General features: G+C 41.5%; 18 protein-coding genes. 7 read left to right on the top strand and 11 right to left on the bottom strand.

Going from position 1 to position 20393, the window contains the following annotated elements; genetic code table 11:
* Positions 1-233 precede the first annotated feature (233 nt).
* Both V7L07_RS30605 and V7L07_RS30600 read right to left on the bottom strand, forming a co-directional pair.
* On the bottom strand, positions 234-629 hold the full coding sequence (locus V7L07_RS30605; protein WP_335063112.1) for an agenet domain-containing protein: 396 nt from the start codon (positions 627-629) through the stop codon (positions 234-236).
* A gap of 453 nt (positions 630-1082) precedes the next feature.
* Complete coding sequence (locus V7L07_RS30600; RefSeq protein ID WP_335063111.1) at positions 1083-2036, bottom strand: lysylphosphatidylglycerol synthase domain-containing protein; 954 nt, start codon at positions 2034-2036, stop codon at positions 1083-1085.
* A 155-nt stretch (positions 2037-2191) separates the two neighbouring features.
* Between V7L07_RS30600 and V7L07_RS30595 the strand changes: the two genes are divergently transcribed.
* Both V7L07_RS30595 and V7L07_RS30590 read left to right on the top strand, forming a co-directional pair.
* The gene (locus V7L07_RS30595; protein WP_335063109.1) at positions 2192-3151 is read left to right on the top strand and encodes an alpha/beta hydrolase; all 960 of its coding nucleotides are present in this window, start codon (positions 2192-2194) and stop codon (positions 3149-3151) included.
* 426 nt (positions 3152-3577) lie between these two features.
* A complete protein-coding gene (locus V7L07_RS30590; protein ID WP_335063107.1) occupies positions 3578-5365 on the top strand; it encodes a S8 family peptidase in 1788 nt (595 codons plus the stop codon).
* Between the two features lie 501 nt (positions 5366-5866).
* Here V7L07_RS30590 and V7L07_RS30585 read toward each other — a convergent pair.
* From V7L07_RS30585 to V7L07_RS30575, 3 genes are all read right to left on the bottom strand, one after another.
* Entirely contained in the window at positions 5867-7348 is a 1482-nt protein-coding gene (locus V7L07_RS30585; protein ID WP_335063105.1) for an HlyD family efflux transporter periplasmic adaptor subunit, read from the bottom strand.
* Positions 7349-7440: 92 nt separating this feature from the next.
* On the bottom strand, positions 7441-8316 hold the full coding sequence (locus tag V7L07_RS30580) for an SDR family oxidoreductase (RefSeq protein WP_335063104.1): 876 nt from the start codon (positions 8314-8316) through the stop codon (positions 7441-7443).
* 231 nt (positions 8317-8547) lie between these two features.
* Entirely contained in the window at positions 8548-8922 is a 375-nt protein-coding gene (locus tag V7L07_RS30575; protein WP_335063102.1) for a hypothetical protein, read from the bottom strand.
* Between the two features lie 128 nt (positions 8923-9050).
* On the opposite strand from V7L07_RS30575, the gene V7L07_RS30570 reads away from it, so the two are divergent.
* Together V7L07_RS30570 and V7L07_RS30565 are read left to right on the top strand one after the other, a co-directional pair.
* Complete coding sequence (locus tag V7L07_RS30570) at positions 9051-9242, top strand: hypothetical protein (protein ID WP_334706085.1); 192 nt, start codon at positions 9051-9053, stop codon at positions 9240-9242.
* On the top strand, positions 9235-9423 hold the full coding sequence (locus V7L07_RS30565) for a hypothetical protein (RefSeq protein ID WP_322677442.1): 189 nt from the start codon (positions 9235-9237) through the stop codon (positions 9421-9423). The genes V7L07_RS30570 and V7L07_RS30565 overlap by 8 nt, the downstream gene beginning before the upstream one ends.
* 427 nt (positions 9424-9850) lie before the next feature.
* Here V7L07_RS30565 and V7L07_RS30560 read toward each other — a convergent pair whose 3' ends face one another.
* Positions 9851-10753 carry a S1 RNA-binding domain-containing protein gene (locus tag V7L07_RS30560; protein ID WP_334775435.1) on the bottom strand — a complete coding sequence of 301 codons (903 nt, stop codon included), beginning with the start codon at positions 10751-10753 and terminating at the stop codon, positions 9851-9853.
* Positions 10754-10868: 115 nt separating this feature from the next.
* Complete coding sequence (locus V7L07_RS30555; protein ID WP_335063099.1) at positions 10869-11609, bottom strand: dienelactone hydrolase family protein; 741 nt, start codon at positions 11607-11609, stop codon at positions 10869-10871.
* A gap of 311 nt (positions 11610-11920) precedes the next feature.
* Here V7L07_RS30555 and V7L07_RS30550 point away from each other — a divergent pair, with 311 nt between their 5' ends.
* Both V7L07_RS30550 and V7L07_RS30545 read left to right on the top strand, forming a co-directional pair.
* Positions 11921-12904, top strand: a complete 984-nt coding sequence (locus tag V7L07_RS30550; RefSeq protein ID WP_334775437.1) for a GntR family transcriptional regulator — start codon at positions 11921-11923, stop codon at positions 12902-12904.
* 146 nt (positions 12905-13050) lie between these two features.
* Positions 13051-13644: a Uma2 family endonuclease gene (locus tag V7L07_RS30545; protein ID WP_335063097.1), complete on the top strand. Its 594-nt coding sequence runs from the start codon at positions 13051-13053 to the stop codon at positions 13642-13644.
* On the opposite strand, the gene V7L07_RS30540 is transcribed toward V7L07_RS30545, so the two are convergent.
* The 4 genes from V7L07_RS30540 to tig form a co-directional block, all read right to left on the bottom strand.
* A complete protein-coding gene (locus tag V7L07_RS30540) occupies positions 13641-14561 on the bottom strand; it encodes an alpha/beta fold hydrolase (RefSeq protein ID WP_335063095.1) in 921 nt (306 codons plus the stop codon). The genes V7L07_RS30545 and V7L07_RS30540 overlap by 4 nt on opposite strands.
* A gap of 98 nt (positions 14562-14659) precedes the next feature.
* The gene (gene clpX / locus V7L07_RS30535) at positions 14660-16000 is read right to left on the bottom strand and encodes an ATP-dependent protease ATP-binding subunit ClpX (RefSeq protein ID WP_335063093.1); all 1341 of its coding nucleotides are present in this window, start codon (positions 15998-16000) and stop codon (positions 14660-14662) included.
* A 9-nt stretch (positions 16001-16009) separates the two neighbouring features.
* Positions 16010-16708, bottom strand: coding sequence for an ATP-dependent Clp endopeptidase proteolytic subunit ClpP (clpP, locus tag V7L07_RS30530; RefSeq protein WP_335063091.1), 699 nt, complete (start codon positions 16706-16708; stop codon positions 16010-16012).
* 332 nt (positions 16709-17040) lie between these two features.
* Positions 17041-18480 (bottom strand): trigger factor, encoded by a 1440-nt coding sequence (gene tig / locus V7L07_RS30525; protein ID WP_335063089.1) that lies wholly within the window; start codon positions 18478-18480, stop codon positions 17041-17043.
* 836 nt (positions 18481-19316) lie between these two features.
* Here tig and V7L07_RS30520 point away from each other — a divergent pair.
* Entirely contained in the window at positions 19317-20354 is a 1038-nt protein-coding gene (locus tag V7L07_RS30520; protein ID WP_335063087.1) for an aspartate-semialdehyde dehydrogenase, read from the top strand.
* Positions 20355-20393 lie beyond the last annotated feature (39 nt).

Raw genomic sequence — 20393 nt, 5'->3', positions numbered from 1 at the left:
AGACTGTTGGCGAATTAATAGGGAGTCTAACCCATCATTCCTGATTACTCTGATTTCAGTCCGTTTCAACGGACTTGAGCTATTAGCCCGAAATTTATTTCAGGGCGGGAAAGCAACGCCAAACCAATCTTTTAGGGGTGAGTAGCTGCGGTTTATAACCGCCCTTTTAAATTTTAAGGGACGACTCCAACAGGTGAAATCGTCCCTTTAAACTTATAAAAGTGAAATATTCTCTATCTGCTTACTCTGGAAGGGTCAACCCACTCATCCCAAGAGCTATCGTAGCCATCATAAGTAATTTTATAATGATCGTTACTAACTTCTAAAACCTTTCCTGGATACCATTTACCCTTCCACAAAATTCTTACTGCATCTCCAGCTTGAAATGATGTCCGAAAGCGTTCAGCATCAACCCATTCATTCCAAGAACTGCTGTAACCATCGTAGGTAATATAGCACTTTTCATTATCATTATTAACCTTAAGTACCGTTGCTGGATACCATGCTTGCTTCCAAAGAACCTCAGCCTTTTGTCCTACAGAACAGGGTGAGGCAGCAAAAGCGCTAGGAATTAATGTCCCTACCCAAGTTGCCATAAAGATAGCGCCAAACAATACTTTGTTTTTCATGATTATTTCTCTCCTCAAACAGTAAAACGGAATTTTGATGATGATTTATGGAAATCTACTTCAAAATTTGCAACTAACTGTTACTATTTTTATGGAGTTAAATTAGCGATCGCCTCAGCAAAAATTAGGAATTTCCGTCGCAGTATATGAAGTTAGTACAGCAGAATTCCGCATTGAAAATAAATAGTAGTTACAGATTTTACTTAGCTGACAATTCAGGTTATGTGGAAAAGCTAACGATTGACCTAACCGCCTAGCCCCCTTCCCGTTTCGGGAAGGGGGAAAATTCAAAGTCTCTCTCCTACAAGGAGAGAGAAATAGAAGAGAGGTTTTCCAGATACCGTGAAAAGTCAGTTTACTTAGTTTCTCTAAATTAAAATATAAACGCTCAGATCCCCGACTTCTCGAAGAAGTCGGGGATCTTCTTCTTCGTAGTCATACTGAAGCTCAACTTCACAATTTATTGATATTTTTTAAACTACCTGCTCTAAATCTAATTTCATATATTCCCAGCAAACCCGCTGCCAGCAGCAAAGGTAAAAAGTAGTATATTCCCCGATAAGCTAATAGTGACCCCAAAACTGCCGCCGCCGAAATTTTATCAGAGATAAACAGCAAAATCACAGTTTCAAATACACCCAAACCGCCAGGAATATTACTAACCACACCTGCAAACATTCCTAGTAAATAAATTCCTAAAAATTCTAGATAAGACAAAGGTGTATTGCTAGGAAGTATCGCATAAAGAACCGCCGCAGCCAGAATCCAATCAAAGCTAGAAATTGCAATTTGAGCTAGGGATATTGGCAAGGAAGGAAAGCGAAAATCTTGCTGACGAATGGTTAATGGTTGTTTAATTAAAATACTTCCCAACAAGTAAATAGCAATCAACAGCAAAAAAATTACACCGATAGGACGTACTGTTGCAAAAGGCAAATGTAATTGTGTGGGAATTGTCAAAGGGTTGATCACAAATATTAACCCAGCTAGGGCAAACATCCCTAACCAAAAGGTAAAATTAGCGAAAGCAATTACTTGAGCGATCGCAACTGCTGACACACCCCAACTTGAGTAAAATCGATAACGGATAGCACTGCCAGTCAGCAAAGCAAAACCAATAGTATTACTAAATGCAGAGCTAATAAAGCTAGTGAAAGCTATCTTATTCCAACTTAGAGAACGATTAATGTAGTTAAAACCTAAGATATCGTACCCAATCATCACTAGATAGCCCAAAGCAGTCAGCCAAATCGCCCAGCTTAAGCGACTTTTGGGAATAGCAGCTAGAGAGTTGAGGATATCACGATAATTATACTGACGTAATTCGCTAGCGATCGCCCACAAAGAAAGTACCAGCAACAACAAGCCAAACAAAGAACTGAAATTGAGTCGAAATTTTTTAAGCATCGTGAAGAAACTTATCCTAACTTTTGACTTTTAATTTACAACCAGTCGTAAAGTTTCCATCCTGTTGACACAGCATTGACATATCACTTGCATAAGCTTTTGAAGGCAAGCACCGACTATCCAATAATGCCTTGTTTGGCCAACACCCTTCAAAGATGAACTACAAACAATCTAAAATTCTCTTGCTATTTTCAGTATTAACCCTAGTTGGCTGTAATTTCTCCCAAAGTGTCGTCGCAAAACCACTGCAACCGCAAAATTTACAAACAGCGCCTCCCATTATTCCAACCAAAGCTACTCTCCTAACCTACAAAATTGAAACATACAATAGTAAAGCAATGGGTGGAAGTCGCACTTATGGCGTTTCTTTACCTCCTGGCTATGAAAAAAATCCAAAAAAAAGCTATCCTGTAATCTTTCTTCTCCACGGTGGACATGGAAACCCCAATGATTGGTTTAATCAGAATAAGGGACAAGCTCTCAAAACTGTGGAACAACTTTATACTACAGGTAAGTTGCCACCCAGCATCATCATTACACCAGATGGCAACGACAAACGCGGCTCTAGCCCTTACTGGGACTCTCAATATATCGATGGCCCTAACGGTAAAGTCTCCACAGCCGTAGGGAATGAGTTAGTAAAAGTTGTGCAAAGCCGTTATCGTACACTAACTAACCCAGATTTTTGGGCAATAGGTGGTTTATCTTCTGGTGGTTGGGGTGCAATCAATGTCGGATTACACAACGTAGATCATTTCTCAATTTTATTTAGTCATAGTGGTTATTTTCATGATAAAAGTGGCCCAGCAAATAGCCCAATATCTTATATTAAAAATATTCCTCTAAAAGCTCAAAAAAGATTGAAAGTTTACCTAGATTCTGGCACATCAGATAGTGAAGAAATTGACGAAGCCGAACAATTTACTAAAGTGCTAAACAAACTCAAAGTTCAAAATTTATTTCGTCAGTTTCCTGGCAGTCATACTTGGCAATACTGGCGGGAACATTTAGCCGATTCGTTGACATTTGTCGGTGAGCAATTTCGCTCTTCTGAAATAGCACATGGAACTGGTAATTCAAGTCTTAATGCTCAGAAACATACTCAAAATAATTAGCCATCTTTAGTAAGAAATTAAACATAACTCTTGTGGGGTAGGCATCTTGCCCGCCCAGTCTATGCAATTATCTCATTCCCAGTCTCCGACTGGGAATGAGGTTTTAAAAAAGTTTCAGCTTAAGTTGATACTAATGGGCAATGCTGTGCCCAAATGTACCTTACGCTTGTCGAGAAATGTTATAGAAGCATAATGCAATTACTTTTTTATTCCACCAATTTATACTTAAACTCCTACAAATTTAAGACATTAACAAACATTCCACTATTGATTATGCTTTTTAGTAGTAGAATTAGCATTTTGTTCTGAGATTACATAGTAATTATTGACAATGAAGCTTATTCACACCTTAAAATCTTTTTCTTGTAAAGATTTTAACGCTTCAATCTGTCAAGAAATGATTACTATCTTTGAGAACCAAAACTTATGCCTATTGATGATGCTAATAACAATGCATTCTCAAATAAACAGCTAAATGCCACTTCAATCTCCTCTTTAGATAGCTTTCATACACAAGATTACTACAACCTCAAATTTAGTGGACGTAGTAGCTATAAATCAACTGATGCTGATGTGCAGTTGCTAAATAATGGTGACTCCGAAAATACCAGTAACGCTACTACCAATGATTTTAGTGCAGAGAATTATAACTCCACGAATGGCTATGGCTTAATTAATGGAGCAGCAGCAGTAGCTAAAGCTATTGGTCAAAATACCTTTGCTGATGTTCCCGATCTTGGTGGCAATAATTGGGGAGCAGACCTTGTAAAAGCACCAGAAGTTTGGGCACACGGATACACGGGTAAAGGTGTTGTTGTCGCTGTTTTAGATACTGGAGTTGACTATAACCACGAGGATTTAAGTAATAATATCTGGACAAATAGCAAAGAAATTCCAGGTAACGGTATAGATGATGATGGCAATGGCTATGTCGATGATAGTTCTGGCTGGAATTTCTCTGAAAATAACAACAATACCCTAGATAAAAATGGTCATGGAACTCATGTTTCTGGCACGATCGCAGGAGAAAATAATAACTACGGTGTCACTGGTATTGCCTACGATGCCAAAATTATGCCTGTCAAAGTTTTAAATGACTCTGGCTCTGGTTCCTATAGTTCCATAGCGAAAGGCATTTACTACGCTGTGGATAATGGAGCTAATGTAATTAACCTCAGTCTAGGAGGCGGCTCTTCCAATAGCACTTTAGAGTCAGCCATTAACTATGCCAGCAGCAAAGGAGTAATTGTCGTCATGGCAGCAGGTAATGATGGTAACTCATCACCAGGTTATCCCGCGCGCTATGCCTACAAGTCCGGAATTGCCGTTGGGGCAGTAGATGGAAACAATAACATGCCTGACTTCTCTAACCGCTCTGGAACCAATGAAATCTCTTATGTTACAGCCCCAGGAGTTAAAGTCTATTCATCAGTTCCAAATAATCAATATGCCACTTATAGCGGCACTTCTATGGCTACTCCCCACGTTGCTGGTATAGTTGCCCTGATGCTTAGTGCTAATCCTAACCTGACTGATGCCCAAGTACGTCAAATTGTCACAGAAACCGCAGGAAATAGTACACAAACTACAAGCTCTAGTTTAAATATTTCTAATGTCAGTTCTCTAGCGAGTCAGGTGATTGCAGAAACCACAGGAAATAATTCACAAACTACAAGCTCTAGTTTAAATATTTCTAATGTCAGTTCTCTGGCAAAGCAGGTAATGTCTGATAATAATCTGTTAGGGGTCTATGGACAAACTGCAAATTATCTGACATCACAAACAAGTTCTAGCTTTAATAGTTCCTATTTTGGTTCTCTAATGGGTCAAGCAATTATCGGAACTGCAAAATATCTAACGCCAGAAACTATCGCTAGTTTCAATAATTCCGATGTTAGTTCTCTAATAGGTCAGGCAATAACAGAAACTACAAAATATCTGACACCAGAAACTATCGCTAGTTGGAATAATTCTGATTTTAACCCTGTGATTGGTCAGGCAATAACGGAAACTGCAAAATATCTGATATCAGCCCAAGGTAATAACGCATTAGCCAATCCAGAATTATGGTCGCAAGTCCAAAACTATGAGGCAATTCTGGGAAACATCAATGTGGATAGCAGTGAAGATGAGAATAATATTGATTATGGCAAACTGCTAGAGGGAATGCAAAAACAAATAGAACAGTATAGAAAATTCTTTGGTCTTGCTTGAAAACTATAATGATTTCCAGTTGACTCCAATACACAACCAATAGTATTCAGTTCAGAAAATCAACCAATCGAAGAACTTTGTAGAGATGTAAAATTTTGCGTCTCTACATTCTTATGAAGACAAAAATTTGTTTTGAATTGCTCAAAATCTGGCATTGGTAATGAACAGGTATGAGAAGGGTAGTTAAGCTAAAACCCTTTTAAAATTACCTGAGTTCGACGAGTCATATAGTGTCCAATTAGCCCTAAAAAAGACCTCTCCCTGATTTTACTACGCAAAACCGTCCCTTTCCGAGTCGGAGAGGGATAGACTTGAACTTTAGTTCAAGGCGGGGAGAGGTTTATCGAACTCACGTTAAAATATTGTTTTCAGCCTCTAGCGATTTACGTAAAACTATACGCGGTAGAGACAATTCATGAATTGCCCCTACCATAAAATGATTTTTTTCAGATGTTGTTTGCGTAACTTCTAATAGCGATAAAAACAGCAGAAGCTACAAACCTACCTAACTGAAAATGCTTCGTTGAATCGTCGTGTCACTGGCTCGGTAATAAATGTCAAAATTGACTTCTTGCGAGTGACAATTTCACCTGTAGCAGCCATCCCTGGTGTAAATTCTACTTCTTGACCCCGGACGTTTACTGAGTGTTTACTCAGCTTAATTCTTGTCGGAAAAACTAAGCCTAATTCTTTATCAATAATTGCATTTGGACTGACTTGCACGACTTCGCCCTCCACAATGCCAAATTCTTGGAAGGGGAAAGTCGCCATTTTAACTTTTGCCTTCATTCCTTGACGAATAAACCCAATATCGCGGTTAAGAACTTTCACCTCTAGGAGCATTTCTTCCCCTTCCGGCAAAATTGACACCAATTCTTCACCCGATTGTACTGGCCCTTTAGTGGCTTTGACTCTGTAAATCGTACCAGCAACGGGAGCTTCAATCGTTTCTAGTGCTTGCTGCTTTCTAGCCTGTTCTAAATTACCTTGAATAGTTGTGAGTTCTTCTTTACGCTTGTTAAACTGCGTCAAAATTTCACTTTGGCGTTCTGATACTACACGCTGAACCTGATTGCGTGCAGCTTTGTAAGCTTGTTCTGCTTGGTGAATTTCTTGGACTTGGGCAGCAATATCTTTTTCTAATGATGTGACTTTATCTTGAGCCTCTGTTATTTTATTCTGACCATTGGTCACTTCATCTTGCGCTCTAGTAATTTCTGTCTTTGCACGAGTTAATCTTTCTTGGGCATCTATGTAATCGACACGAGGGACAGCGCCAGGAGTAATTAAAGTGCGTAAGCTTTTTTCTCTTTCTTGTGCAAGAGTCAAATTGCTTTCAATTTTAATTCGGATGCTATCTGCGTTGGCAAGGTTGGTTTGAGCATTTGCAAAGCTGCTTTTGGCATTAACTAAGTTGTCTTGCAATCGAGTCAAGCGAACTTTGGCTTGATCGACAAGTGCCATTTGGCGATTTGCTTCTGCTTCTGCTGCTGCTTGACGCGCTTGGTAATCTTGCAGGCGGGAGTTTAAAAGTTCATCTTGCAGTTTCGTTCCAGCAGTTTTGCTTCCCGTGCGTTCTGCATCCAAACGTTGCAAATCGTCTTGAATTAATCTGGTAGATTTCGCTAGGCGGGAAACATCGGTTATTTTCAAGTCTGGATCTTTTTGAATCAGAACTTGACCTTTAGTAACGCGATCGCCTTCTTGCACTTTCACAGCGACAATTGACCCTCCACCCAAGGATGTCACCGGTCTTACCTGTGTAGAAGCAATTAATTCCCCTGGTGCTGTTGCTACTTCATCTATTTGCGAGAAGTACGCCCAAGCGATCGCTCCAAATACGACGACGCTCATCGTTCCGGCTAATAATCTAGTGTACAGAGGTGGCAATTCTTGTACTGCTTTGCCCAATTCATAAGTGAGTTGATCCTCTGGTTGGGCGAATCGCTCTTTTGTCTGACGTGCTTGAGCAGCATTTGTCATTTGTCCTTTGTCCTTTGTTATTTGTTATTTGTCATTTGTCCTTGGTTATTCACTAATAACCAATGACTAATGACTAATGACTTGTGTTTAATTCAAACTGCTAAATAGCGCCGCAAAAAATTTTCTAATGTCTCTAACTGGAAGTTATAAATCGCCTCTAAATTGGCAATTTCATCTTTTGTACAGAAAAATTCATTTGCTAGCAATGTGCGGTAAGTTCCCAAAGCTTTTTGGATTTGGGGATTAAATAAACCCAATGCACCCTGTAATCCATCAACAACGAATAGTGGTGAGTTAATTATTACTGGTTCTTTGGTGAAGATCCGACCAAAAATCCGGGGAATATCTTCTCGTAATAAAATCTCCGGCCCTCCGACGGGTAAAATCTGGTTACGAGCGCCTTCAACTGTCACAGAATCTACCACTATCCTTGCCAAATCATCGGTACTGACAATCGAGGTACGGTTTTTGCGATCGCCAATCAGCAGATACAATCCCGTTTCCCGAAATCGTTCTACCAGTGGCAGCAAGTTAGATGCTAATCCAGCTGGGCGTAAAATAGTGTAATTTAAGCCACTAGCTACCAAATATCGCTCTACTGCTCGTTTAGCTTTGAAAACCGGAGCATCTTCATATCCGCGATCGGCTCCCAATACGGAAATAAAGACAAAATGCTCTACACCATTGGCTTTTGCTTGGTCAATGAGTTCAATATTGGCGCGGTAATCTAAAGATAGGGCATCGCTATCAGAACCGTGGGCGCTGATAATATACTGGACACCCCGACTAGCTTTCTGGATATCTTTTTCCTCTAGCAAGTCACCGATGAAAACTTCTGCACCACGGTGTTCTAACTCGCTGTAGCGTGAGTTAAGGCGGGCAAATGCCCGCACAGACTGTTCTCGTTGTCGTAAGAGTCGCACAACTCTGCGACCAATTCCTCCGGTTGCTCCAGTTACCAGAAACATATAAATACCTAAATTGATACCTAAATTGAATAGTTACAGCGTTTATAGTTGTCAAAATGCTCACTCAATATATAATGTAAGACCAAAAAAACTACGGAGTTTTTGAGGCTATTCGCGATGAATTAGGAAGATCAGACTTCAGTCGTAGGCAAGTATGAGTAGTTCACTACTCTAAAAATTATCCCCCATATCTTTGTAGATGTGGGGGATATGTTAATGATATTAGTTTTACTAGCTCAACAAGTTTATAGCTTGTTCAAGCGACATCTTAGCTTTGTACAAATTGAGCAGGTTTTCTTGGTCGTATCGGTCAGGATAGCTCATTTTCCTGCCTTCCAGCGTTATCCGAATTAGTGCTGCTTGCTCATCGGTAGGTGAATTCATCTCATCTATAGCAGAACTGATTATCTGGATAGCGTTAAAGTTAGGGAATTTTAACCCTCTACCTTGCTTCATTTGTTGCAGCGCTAAAAATGAAAATGCCATCAGAGTTACGATGTACGAGGTTTTGTATCCTGCATTCCCAGTTGGTTTGATGCCGTATCTACGACACAAATCGCGTAATTCTTTAATAGTCTTGATTTCAAGTTCGGAACGCGTGAACATAAAATAGTAGTGTCCATTTTTGATATTGGATATTGGTGGTTGTACTTCCGGCAAGTTGTAGCAACCACCAAAAAACAATCTATTGTTTTGGCACCAAGTAAATCAAGTCTTGTTGATATTTCTCAATAATGCCTAATCCTAAAGGGAACCCACAAAATTTACAACCAATTAAATCAAATAGAGAAGAATCATTAACAGAGAGGATTAATCTACGCATTACCAAAACCATGAAGGAAGAACTATCTACCAAGGATGATCCTCCAGAATTTTGCCGTCGTGCAATCCAGGAAGCGTTAGATAAAGATAAAGAAAATGCCTAACCCTAAAGGTCATTCAGAAAATTTAAAACCATTTAAATCAGAGAGGGAAGAATCTTTAAGTGAGCGTCTTAATTTACGTGTCACGAAAACCATGAAAGAAGAATTATCCACCAAGGATGATCCTCCAGAATTTTGCCGTCGTGCAATCCAGGAAGCATTAGATAAAGACAAAGAGAAGTAATCTCAAAGGTTAATAGCGGTTCTTAATTGCATAGAATACAGACCATTTGTAGGGGCACAGCAATGCTCATTGGTGTCAACTTAAGCTCAAACTCCTTTAAAACCTCGTTTCCAGCCTCCGGCTGGAAACGAGGTTTTAAAGGTGGCTCTGCCGCCAGTAAAGAGAGGCGGAGCTTCAAAGACAAGCATTCCCAGTCGGAGACTGGGAACGAGGGAATCTAAAAGCTAGTTCTAGACTTGCTTTCACGTTAAGTTGACACCAATGAGCAATGCTGTGCCCTATTGTGTATGCATCCAAACGAGAACCGCTATATAGCAATCCTGAATCATTCGTAAAAAAAAATATCCCCGACTTTTTAAAGAAGTCGGGGATATGCGGGTTACAATTTCTCACAAATCAAATCTGACTGTTGTCGCTATCCTCAAAACTATTCAGAAGCTTTGTTATTAGCTCTATTAGCACGCGCTTCAGCCGAAGCCATCACCTCATCGAAATTCTCTAGCACTTCACCAGGAAAGTTTTCCAAAACTCTGGTAGAAAGAGCAACTCGCCCTTTACCTTCATCCAAGTCGATAATTACAGCTTTAATTGGCTGGCCAACTTGAAAGACTTTTTCTAAAGAATCAATGAATTTCTGGCTTACCTGCTTGATATGAAGTAAGGCGCTCATCCCACTTAAATCGACAAATACACCAAAAGGTTTGATGCCAGTAACTTTACCTTCCACCAGTTGACCGAGTTCTAATAAACTGAAGTTGCTAGAACGAGTTGCTAAACGTTGGGAAAGGATGAGTTTGTTGGTATTGCGATTAATTTCCAAAAAACCCACAGTCAGATTTTGACCTTTGAGTGCTTCTAAATTATCACGCTCTGCCAGGTGCGATCGCGGGATAAATCCCCGCAAAGAAAGAATATCGACGGTTACACCACCTTTATTCACACCCGTAACCCGTACTTGTACAGTTTGAGCATTCTCCTGCATTTCGGCCAATCGTTCCCAGATGTGCTGAATTTCCAACTGCTTTCGAGAAAGGGTCACTTGACCTTCTGCATCTTGATCTCGGATAATCAAAAACTGCATTTCCTCTTGCAATGGCAGCACCTCCGATAAATCGGTAACTGCTCTCAAAGAAGCCTCATCGCGCGGCAGAAAAGCTGACGACTTGCCACCAATATCCACATAAGCGCCATCATGGTCAAGTTGGAACACTTTGCCATGTACAACCTGTCCTTTTTGAAATTGGTAGTCGTGTTTTTCTAGTGCTTTGGCAAAATCGTCCATTGTAAAGGGCGAATTGGCTGTTTGAGAAAGTTTCGATTCGGAATTCATGACTTTTGAAGATTAGTTGTTATTTGATATGGTGCAACTGAAGTTTAAATTGTCATTTGTCATTTGTCCTTATGTTGTTCACTAATGACTAATGACAAACTTGGCTGCGTATGCTTCAGTTCAGTTGACTAAAGAGTTGTTTTACTTGCTCCCAAGCATCGTCCGCAGCTTTAGGATTATAACTGGCACGGTGGTTACAGAAAAATCCGTGATCAGCTCCATCGTAGCGAAACACACGATGAGGAATTTTATATTTTTCTAACTCTGCTTCAACCTCATCTACTTGTTCGCTTGGGATGCTAGCATCTTCTGTACCAAAAAAGGCATAGAGAGTACCTGTGATTTCTCTGGTACGGGTGACAGTAGGAGCTACACCTCCCGGCGTGCGAGTGGTAACTCCAGCACCATAGAAAGAAGCCGTAGCTTTAATATCTGGCAAGGTGGCTGCAAGATATGCGACATGACCGCCAAAGCAGAAGCCAATACAGCCAAAACCATCTTTTTTGACTTGGGGCAGATTTTTGAGGTAGTCAATTGCTAGTTGAATATCGCTCAATAACTCTGAAGCTTGAGTTTGCATAGCGTAATTTCTGCCCGTTTCAATGTCTTCGGGTGTGTATCCGGTTTCAAATCCAGGAGCAATCCGTTGAAAAAGGGCAGGCGCAATCGCTACATACCCAAGTCGGGCAATCCGTTCTGTAACTTCCCGAATGTGAACGTTAACACCAAAAATCTCTTGTAATACAACGACTCCTGGATAAGAACCAGATTCTTTTGGTTCCGCAAGATTTGCAGACACTTGAATATTATCTTGCAAAAGATTAACCGTTGTGGTAATTGTTGCTTGCTCTGTCATAATAATTTTTACCAGTGCCGTGTGATTAGCCGTGTGTTTATTTGATATAACTATGCCAGTATGCCTAGCTTTTTTCTAATTAAATGATCAATTACCAATAGTGAGCGCATTAAAAATTTGTATCAGAAAAACTTTATATGTAAATAAACATATTTATGATGTAGCAAATACATCTGTACACTGAAAGAGTGCTGAGTTAAAAGTGCTGAGTAGGCAAGCAACACTTAATACTCAAACCTCAGCACTCAAAACTCAGCACGGGCTAAACGCCCCGCTACCGCTAACAGCACTTAGCATTAGGAGGTTTGGTGATGATTCAATTCCGTATTCAGCCAGACAGCGAAATTCCCGCATCAACCCAGCTGTTTAATCAAATCCGATTTGCGATCGCTTCTCGACAATATCCCCCTGCTTATAAATTACCAAGCACACGCGCGTTGGCAATGCAAACGGGGTTACACCGCAATACCATAAGTAAGGTTTACCGTCAACTAGAGGAAGATGGATTTGTTGAAAGTATGGCTGGTTCGGGTATTTATGTTCGTGCCCAAGGTCATGAGGGCGGTAGTAGGCTGCAATCACCAATTCTCAAGCAAAATCCTAATACATATCAAGTTGTCCAGCAAGCACTTGATGAGTTGCTCTCCCAAGGATGTTCACTGAATCAAGCTAGAGAGCTATTTTTAGCGGAAATAGACTGGCGCTTGCGTTGTAGTGCGCGGGTACTGGTTGCAGTGCCATCTTATGATATGGGTGCTGGTGAGTTGATGGTGTATGAATTAGAGCGATCGCTAAAAATACCAGTCCAGCTGGTAGCAATGGAAGAATTAACAGCTGTGCTAGATAAAACTACCTCTGCGACAGTAGTCACCAGTCGATATTTTATCAGTAATGTGGAAGCGATCGCAGCTCCAAAAGCTGCACGGGTAATTCCTCTCGATATCTACGACTACAGCAAAGAACTCAGCATCTTGAAAACCCTACCAAAAGAAAACTGTGTAGGCATAGTTAGCCTCAGTTCCGGGATTGCAAGAGCAGCAGAAGTCATTCTCCACGGTTTGCGGGGGGATGAACTATTGGTGATGACTTCGCAACCAAAAGATGCTTATAAACTCCAGGCAATGGTTAAACGGGCTGAGGTAATCATCAGCGACCAAGCTAGTTTTGCGGCAGTGCAAGCAGCCGTGCAAGCATCTGATGAAGATATTATTCGTCCACCAAAGCTGATTAAGGTTGAAAATTATATCGGTGCTAACTCGATTAACTTGCTAAAACGAGAACTAGGTTTGAGTTAATTTAAAGGGTAATGAAGAGATGTAAGAATGGCATAAGCGGACATACCTAGCAAATAACTCAGTATTATGATTGTGGAAATGCAACCCTACATTGGTTTGCTGGAAGCAATCAAGTAGATGTATATCTGAAACTGTTGAGAGGCGATATGAGTATCCCACTTCTGGACTACCCCATACAAGAGAAACTAGTGACCGTTGCCGATGTTTCATGGGAGGAATTCAAAGCTATTGAGGCACAGCTAAAGGACAACCGCAATGTCCGACTCTCTTATTTGTCAGGAATATTAGAAATTATGTCCCCCATAGGTGAAAAACACGAGGAAGTGAAAACAACTCTTGGATACTTGTTAGAAGCTTACATGAGAGAGTTAGGAATCCGGTTTTACGGTCGTGGTGGCTTTACTTTGGAAGAACCTGGATATGCTTCTGGTACACCAGATGAATCTTACTGCATTGGCAGCAATAAAGAAACTCCCGACATTGTTATTGAAGTTATTGTTACTAGTGGCACTATTAACCGAAAAGAATTATACAAACCCAAGAAAGTGCCTGAAGTTTGGTTCTGGAAATCTGACCAGATAAAAATATTCCGTTTAAATGGGATTGGCGAATATGAGGAAGTACATCGTAGTGGTTTCTTTCCGAATTTAGACCCAGCTTTGTTGCTACAATATATCGAGCATCCTGACCAATACGACGCTGTTGCTGAATTTGTGCAGGCTATCCGAAAAATCAGTTAACCCAGCTGTGGCTCTGGCGTGTTAATTTGCAAAAACTCTTGTACCCGTTGCAGATAAGTTGGTACATCTTCCAACATTGGGAAGTGCGCTGTGTTGGGAATCATCACAAATTCCACTTTGTCGCTCAGTGCAGCTGCTTGACGACCCATCTCAGCTGGAATAATCTTGTCATACTCCCCCGCCACGAGTAAAGTCGGTACTGTCAACTTAGCAAACTCTTGCGGCATCACTTCAGCTTGAGCCTTACTGACTGAAGTAAAAATTGTTCCTAAAGCTGCATCATAATCTGCTTCGAGAAAATCTTGCAAAAAAGCTTGCCGCTCAGAATGTGGTATGGAACTATATAAAAATCTGGCCATAAACATTCGGTCAACAAATGGAATTTTGCCTAACCACTTGGGACGGAATTTCACTACATAGCCACCGAATTTATGAAAGGCACTAAAGGATTTTTCATCGTACTCGAAAATGCCGCTACAAGTTAAAATTCCTCGTTCAACTCGTTGGGGATAGCGGTTAAAAAATAAAGTGGCAACAGAAGCACCCATTGAATGAGCATGAATATAAACACGCTGAATATGTAACCCATCTAGCAAAGCTGCCAAATCATCAGCATATTCCTCTAACTCATAGGTTAACTCTCTGATTGCCTCTGATTCTTCCTGTGGGGACTCAGATTCAGCAACAGCTTCACTTACCTGGGCGATGGTTGGCTTCCCACGAGAACGGCCAAATCCGCGCAAATCGTAGAGTAAACAATCAAATTGTTCTGATAAAGCATTAGCAGTATTTTGCCAATACCTAGCCGAACCAGCCCAACCGTGAATGAAAACCATCACTGGTTTTACCAAAGAACCGGATGGTTTTTTCACCCATTCGTAGTAATGCTCAACGCCACGAACGTTAATATAAGGCATTAGTCATTTGTCCTTTGTCAGTATGTCATTAGTCCCTGGTATATGGTTATTATTCCTTATTTTTTGACCAATGACTAATGACCAATGACTAATGACTATTAAGCTGATTCTGGCTTCGGTAATGAAGATGGATGTATTATCAGTTCAGCAGTCGATCGCTTCTCGACCATTTCCCTTGTAACTGTACAGCGTGTCACATCCTTACGGGATGGTAATTCATACATTACATCCAACATCAATTCTTCGACAATACCACGTAATGCTCTCGCACCAGTTTTACGGCGGTAGGCTTCTTGAGCGATAGCTCGTAAAGCATCTGCTTTAAAATCTAATTGGACATTATCCATCTTCAGCAGCTTTTGGTACTGCTTCACTAAGGCGCTGCGTGGTTGAGTCAGAATCGCCATCAGCGCTTCTTCATCTAGCGGATCTACTACTGCTACCATTGGCATCCGCCCAATAAATTCTGGAATCAGGCCAAATTTTACTAAATCATCCGGTTCTAGATGGCGAAGAGTATCTGCTGCTCGTTTCTCTTTCGATTGGCCTTCTCCCGGTTGCACAAAGCCGATTGCTTTTTTGCCAACTCTCTGATCTACAATCTTGTCTAAGCCCACGAAGGCACCACCACAGACGAACAAAATATTACTTGTATCAATCTGGATGCAGTCTTGATAGGGATGCTTGCGCCCTCCTTGGGGTGGTACATTAGCGATCGTTCCCTCTAACATTTTCAGCAAGGCTTGCTGCACGCCTTCGCCAGAAACATCGCGGGTAATTGACGTGTTCTCACTCTTACGAGCAATTTTGTCAATTTCGTCAATATAGATAATTCCCCGTTGCGCTTCCTCTATATCTAAATCTGCCACCTGCAACAGTCGCAGCAAGATATTTTCTACATCTTCTCCCACATACCCCGCTTCCGTCAGCGTCGTCGCATCGGCGACGGCAAAGGGTACATCCAAGATTTTCGCTAGGGTTTGGGCTAAGAGAGTTTTGCCGCAACCAGTCGGGCCAATTAATAAAATGTTGGACTTTTGCAGTTCTATAGCATCATCCGCCCCAGGTTTGCCACTGGCTTTAGACTGAATCACCGCCAGTCGCTTGTAGTGATTATAAACTGCGACTGACAGCACTTTCTTGGCTTCGTCTTGACCAATAACGTGTTCGTCTAGATATTTTTTAATCTCTCTTGGCTTGGGTATTTGATTAAACGAAATACTAGCAGAGTGGGTACGCCGTTTTTCAGTTGGCTCTGCTCTTGGTGCTGGTTGTGCTGCCGCACCACTGGTATCGAGCAACTCCTCGTCTAGTATTTCATTACACAAGTCAACGCATTCATCGCAGATGTAGACTCCCGGCCCCGCGATTAATTTACGCACCTGCTCTTGAGACTTGCCACAAAATGAACATTTTAAATGGGAGTCGTACTTAACCATACCAGCCTCTTATTTCAGAATGGTGACGTTTTCCCCTGCTACGGGAAGATTTTGCCTGGAAATGACCTGATCAATCAAACCGTAGTTTTTTGCCTCTTCAGCTGACATAAAAAAGTCGCGCTCAGTATCTGCTTCAATTCTTTCTAAGGGTTGACCAGTATGGTGAGCCATTAACTGATTCAACTTAGCCTTAACGTAAAGAATTTCTCTGGCTTGAATTTCAATGTCAATGGCTTGACCTTGAGCGCCACCAAGTGGTTGGTGAATCATAATCCGGGAGTCGGGCAGAGACATTCGCTTACCGGCAGCTCCTGCTGTCAACAAAAATGCCCCCATGCTCGCGGCTAATCCAAAACAAATGGTAACAACATCAGGGCGAATTTGCTGTATTGTATCATAGATTGCCATCCCTGCGTAGACGGAGCCACCAGGAGAATTAACATACAGTTGGATGTCTTTTTCTGAGTCTTCGGCGTCTAGGAATAACAACTGAGCCACAATTGAGTTGGCTACGGCATCATCTATTGGTGTTCCTAAAAAGATAATCCGCTCTCGCAGCAGGCGGGAGTAGATGTCGAAAGCCCTTTCTCCCATACCGGATTGCTCTATAACCATCGGTACGATGTTGCTAGGGCTGCTCAACTGGGAGTTAATGTTTATTCGACTGAAGTTGCTGATTGGGGAATTTCCCGACTGCGATTCAAGCATACAAGCTTTCTGTGACGATAATTTAGGACAAATGTTTCAGCAGCCGATGCTGCCTTTTCAACCAATGGAATTTGTATAAGCTACGTGTTAACCATTATGCCTCATATAATTTCCTCTCGTGTAACACAGTATCAAGCTCAGGCGATAACCGGTGTCACTATTTGCCGAAAATTCATTAATTCTTTAATTATTTGTCATGGGGCATTGGGCATTGGGCATTGGTTATTTATCCCCCTGCTCCCTGCTCCCCCGCTTCCTCATCTCTCTTACCTTACCCATTTCACCAGTACTTTAACTCAGAACTGGTGAATTCATGGCTGTGGGATTTTTGATTATCCTTCTGTGACTTCTGTGGAAGTTTCGCTGTTTTCTTCCTCAGTCTGAGGTGCATCAGCATCGCCATCTGATTCCGCGTCTTCCGTTTCCTCTGCGGGACTTAAGGAACCTTCCGGTACAAGTTCAATTGAGGAATGTTCTAAGAGCCAATCGATGATTTTTTCGGTTAACAGTTCGTTTTCCACGATTGAGCGCAGTTTATCTTCATCAACGTCCTGTTCTTCTGGATATTGCTCCAAAAGCTCTTTGACTCTGGCTGCGATTTCTTCTGGTGTTGTCTCGATAGATTCGCGTTTGCCGATTTCCCGCAAGGATAAGGAACGAGTGATGCGTTCAATTGCTTCAGTACGCGATCGCTCCCGCAATTGCGGAATAATATCTTGGGTAAACAACTTTCTCACATCCAATCCCTGCTGAGACAGCCGGATTGCTGTTTGGGTTAGCATTGCATCCACTTCTTGCTCAATCAATGTTGCTGGTAAGTCAACTTCTACGTGCTTGAGCAATTCCGTTAACAAGGCTTCCTGCTTATTGGTTTTTGTTTTCTCGTCCGCCTCTTTTTGATATCGCTCTACCAAAGAAGCGCGTAACTCCTCTAAGGTTTCAAAATCACTGACTTCTTGGGCGAAATCGTCATTTACTTCTGGTAGTTCCTTTTCCTTCAGTTCTTTGAGCGTCACGGTGAAAGTTGCCGCTTTTCCCGCTAAATCTTCATTAGCATAAGGAGTTGGGAACTGTGCCGCAATTTCTTTGGTTTCTTCAGGATTCATCCCGACGATTCCCGAAATAAAGCCTGGAATAAATTTATCTTCCTGCAACTCAACTTGAAAATCAGTTGCTTCGGCTCCAGGAATCGGTTCTAGTTCTGCTGCTTCATCTTCGCCCTCAGCTCTGGCGAATGAACCTTTAAAATCAACTACGGCAATATCGCCAATTTGGGCTGCACGTCCTTCCACAGGAATCAATGTCGCCAATTCTTGACGTTCTTTATCTAGAGTGTTTTCTACTCGCTCTGGATCAAACTTGACTTCTTCAGCCTTAGCTTGCAAATCAGTGTACTGTACTAGATTCACTTCTGGTTCTACATCGACAGCAGCCGAAATCGTCAGGGGTTTTCCCGGTTCATAATTATTAATCAAATCCTCAAAAGAGGAGCGCAATTGCGGCTGACCGATTGCTGGGATGGCTTCTTGTTTGACTGCTTGCTCAATGCCATCTTGAATTAGTTCTTCCAGCGCCGCTGCTTTGATTCGAGTTGTACCCAGCCGTTGTAGTAATATCGGCCGAGGCACTTTGCCTTTACGAAACCCAGGAATATTGGCAGTACTCGCCAAGTTTTTAATGACCTGTTCGTAAGTTTGCTTGGTAATTTCCGGCGTAATCTCTATTTCCAGGCCAATTTGGCTGGCGGGAAGTTTTTCCTGGGTGACTTTCATGCTTTGTCTCTAGTTTTCTGGTATTTTATACTCCGAGTACACACAAAACGCAATAAAATAATTGTTTGCGTTTATGGCTTGATGTCTCTTAGGGGTAATGGGAGTTTGCCAAAAGGTCTTGTGACATCCAAGGATGGATGTTTGTCCTGGGGCAAAGATCCAGTTTACTGCCAATTATCAAGGACTTGACATTTTACTTTCATAACAATTTGGTTAATGGGGCATTGGGCATTGGTTATTCTCTATCTTCCCCTGCTCCCTCATTATTCCTCCACTCCCGACTCCCCTCTTACTCTCAGGAATTAATTATTCAGTGGGCTAATGCCGTGATATCCTGGTTCTCAACGAGTGGTTAGTGCCCCAAGTTAAAGTTATAGTATTGAGTCTAGCCATTTTTAAGTTATGGTACGACAGCGTATCTGTTACTTAAGCGCATAGCTAGCTAGGCTTCGTGCATTTCGATCTTAGTAGTATATTCATCATCTTGGTAAACAACTTTGTAGCCAAGACGTTTCTTGCCTTAACTTATAGGTGAGATACCTGTTAAACGTCTAAGTGCAGATATCTTCATTTTTCTGCTAAATGGCAGTTTGTTGTATAATAATATATAGTTAAAATCGATGAAAGAAATGGATGTCCATTGTTGTAAAATGCAACATCACTTAACTTATTAAAGAGCCAAGCGAATAAATGTATTAAATATATAAAAACAGAGTAAATTAGAGAAAAATCTAAATCTATTCAAAATCTATTTGTAGACTGCGATCGCTAATTATATAAAAATTGTCAATTGTTCCAATAAATTGCAGATAAGTCTCTTAAAGGAGGAAGCAAGTTTGTCGAAATCCTATCGTTTAGCTATTTTGGGAGCGACTGGTGCAGTTGGCACTGAGTTGCTAGAATTATTAGAAAACCGTAACTTTCCGGTTGCTGACTTGAAGTTATTGGCATCAGAGCGGAGTGTCGGGCGATCGCTACGCTTTAAAGGGGAAAATATACCAATAGAGCCAGTTAGCGATCGCGCCTTTGAAAATGTCGATATAGTACTAGCTAGTGCAGGTGGTTCCACATCCAAAACTTGGGCAGCAATTGCCGTGGAAAAGGGCGCAGTGCTAATTGACAACTCCAGCGCTTTTCGGATGAACCCGGAAGTTCCCTTAGTAGTGCCAGAGGTGAATCCCCAAGCCGCAGCGCATCACCAAGGCATTATTGCTAACCCCAACTGCACAACGATTTTAATGGCTGTGGCAGTCTGGCCATTACACAAAGTTAAACCAGTGCAACGCATCGTCGCTGCAACCTACCAATCGGCTAGTGGTGCTGGTGCTAGAGCAATGGCAGAAGTCAAAACCCAAACAAGCGCTATACTACAAGGACAGCCACCAGTTGCCGAAATATTGCCTTACCCATTGGCATTTAATTTATTCCCCCATAACTCCCCATTAAACGATTTGGGTTATTGTGAGGAAGAAATGAAAATGGTCAACGAAACCCGAAAAATATTTGGCACGCAGCAAATCAGAATCACTGCGACCTGTATACGGGTTCCCGTACTCCGCGCCCACTCAGAAGCCATTAATTTAGAATTTGAGACTCCCTTTAGTGCGAAGGAAGCCAGAGAAATTCTAAATTCCTCCCCTGGAGTCAAATTGGTGGAAGATTGGGGAACTAATCATTTTCCGATGCCAATTGAAGCAACAGGTCAAGATGAAGTTCTAGTGGGAAGAATTCGTCAGGATATTTCTCATCCTTGTGGCTTGGAATTATGGTTGTGTGGCGACCAAATCCGCAAAGGCGCAGCGTTAAATGCAATACAAATCGCTGAGTTGTTAGTAGAGAAAAATATACTCAAACCATTAGCTATTAGTCATTAGTCATTGGTCATTGGTCATTAGTCCTTTGTCATTGGTTAA

Origin of the sequence: Nostoc sp., from assembly GCF_036916985.1 — a bacterium.
GTDB lineage: Bacteria > Cyanobacteriota > Cyanobacteriia > Cyanobacteriales > Nostocaceae > Nostoc.
This window is presented reverse-complemented; position numbering and strand designations above follow the sequence as displayed.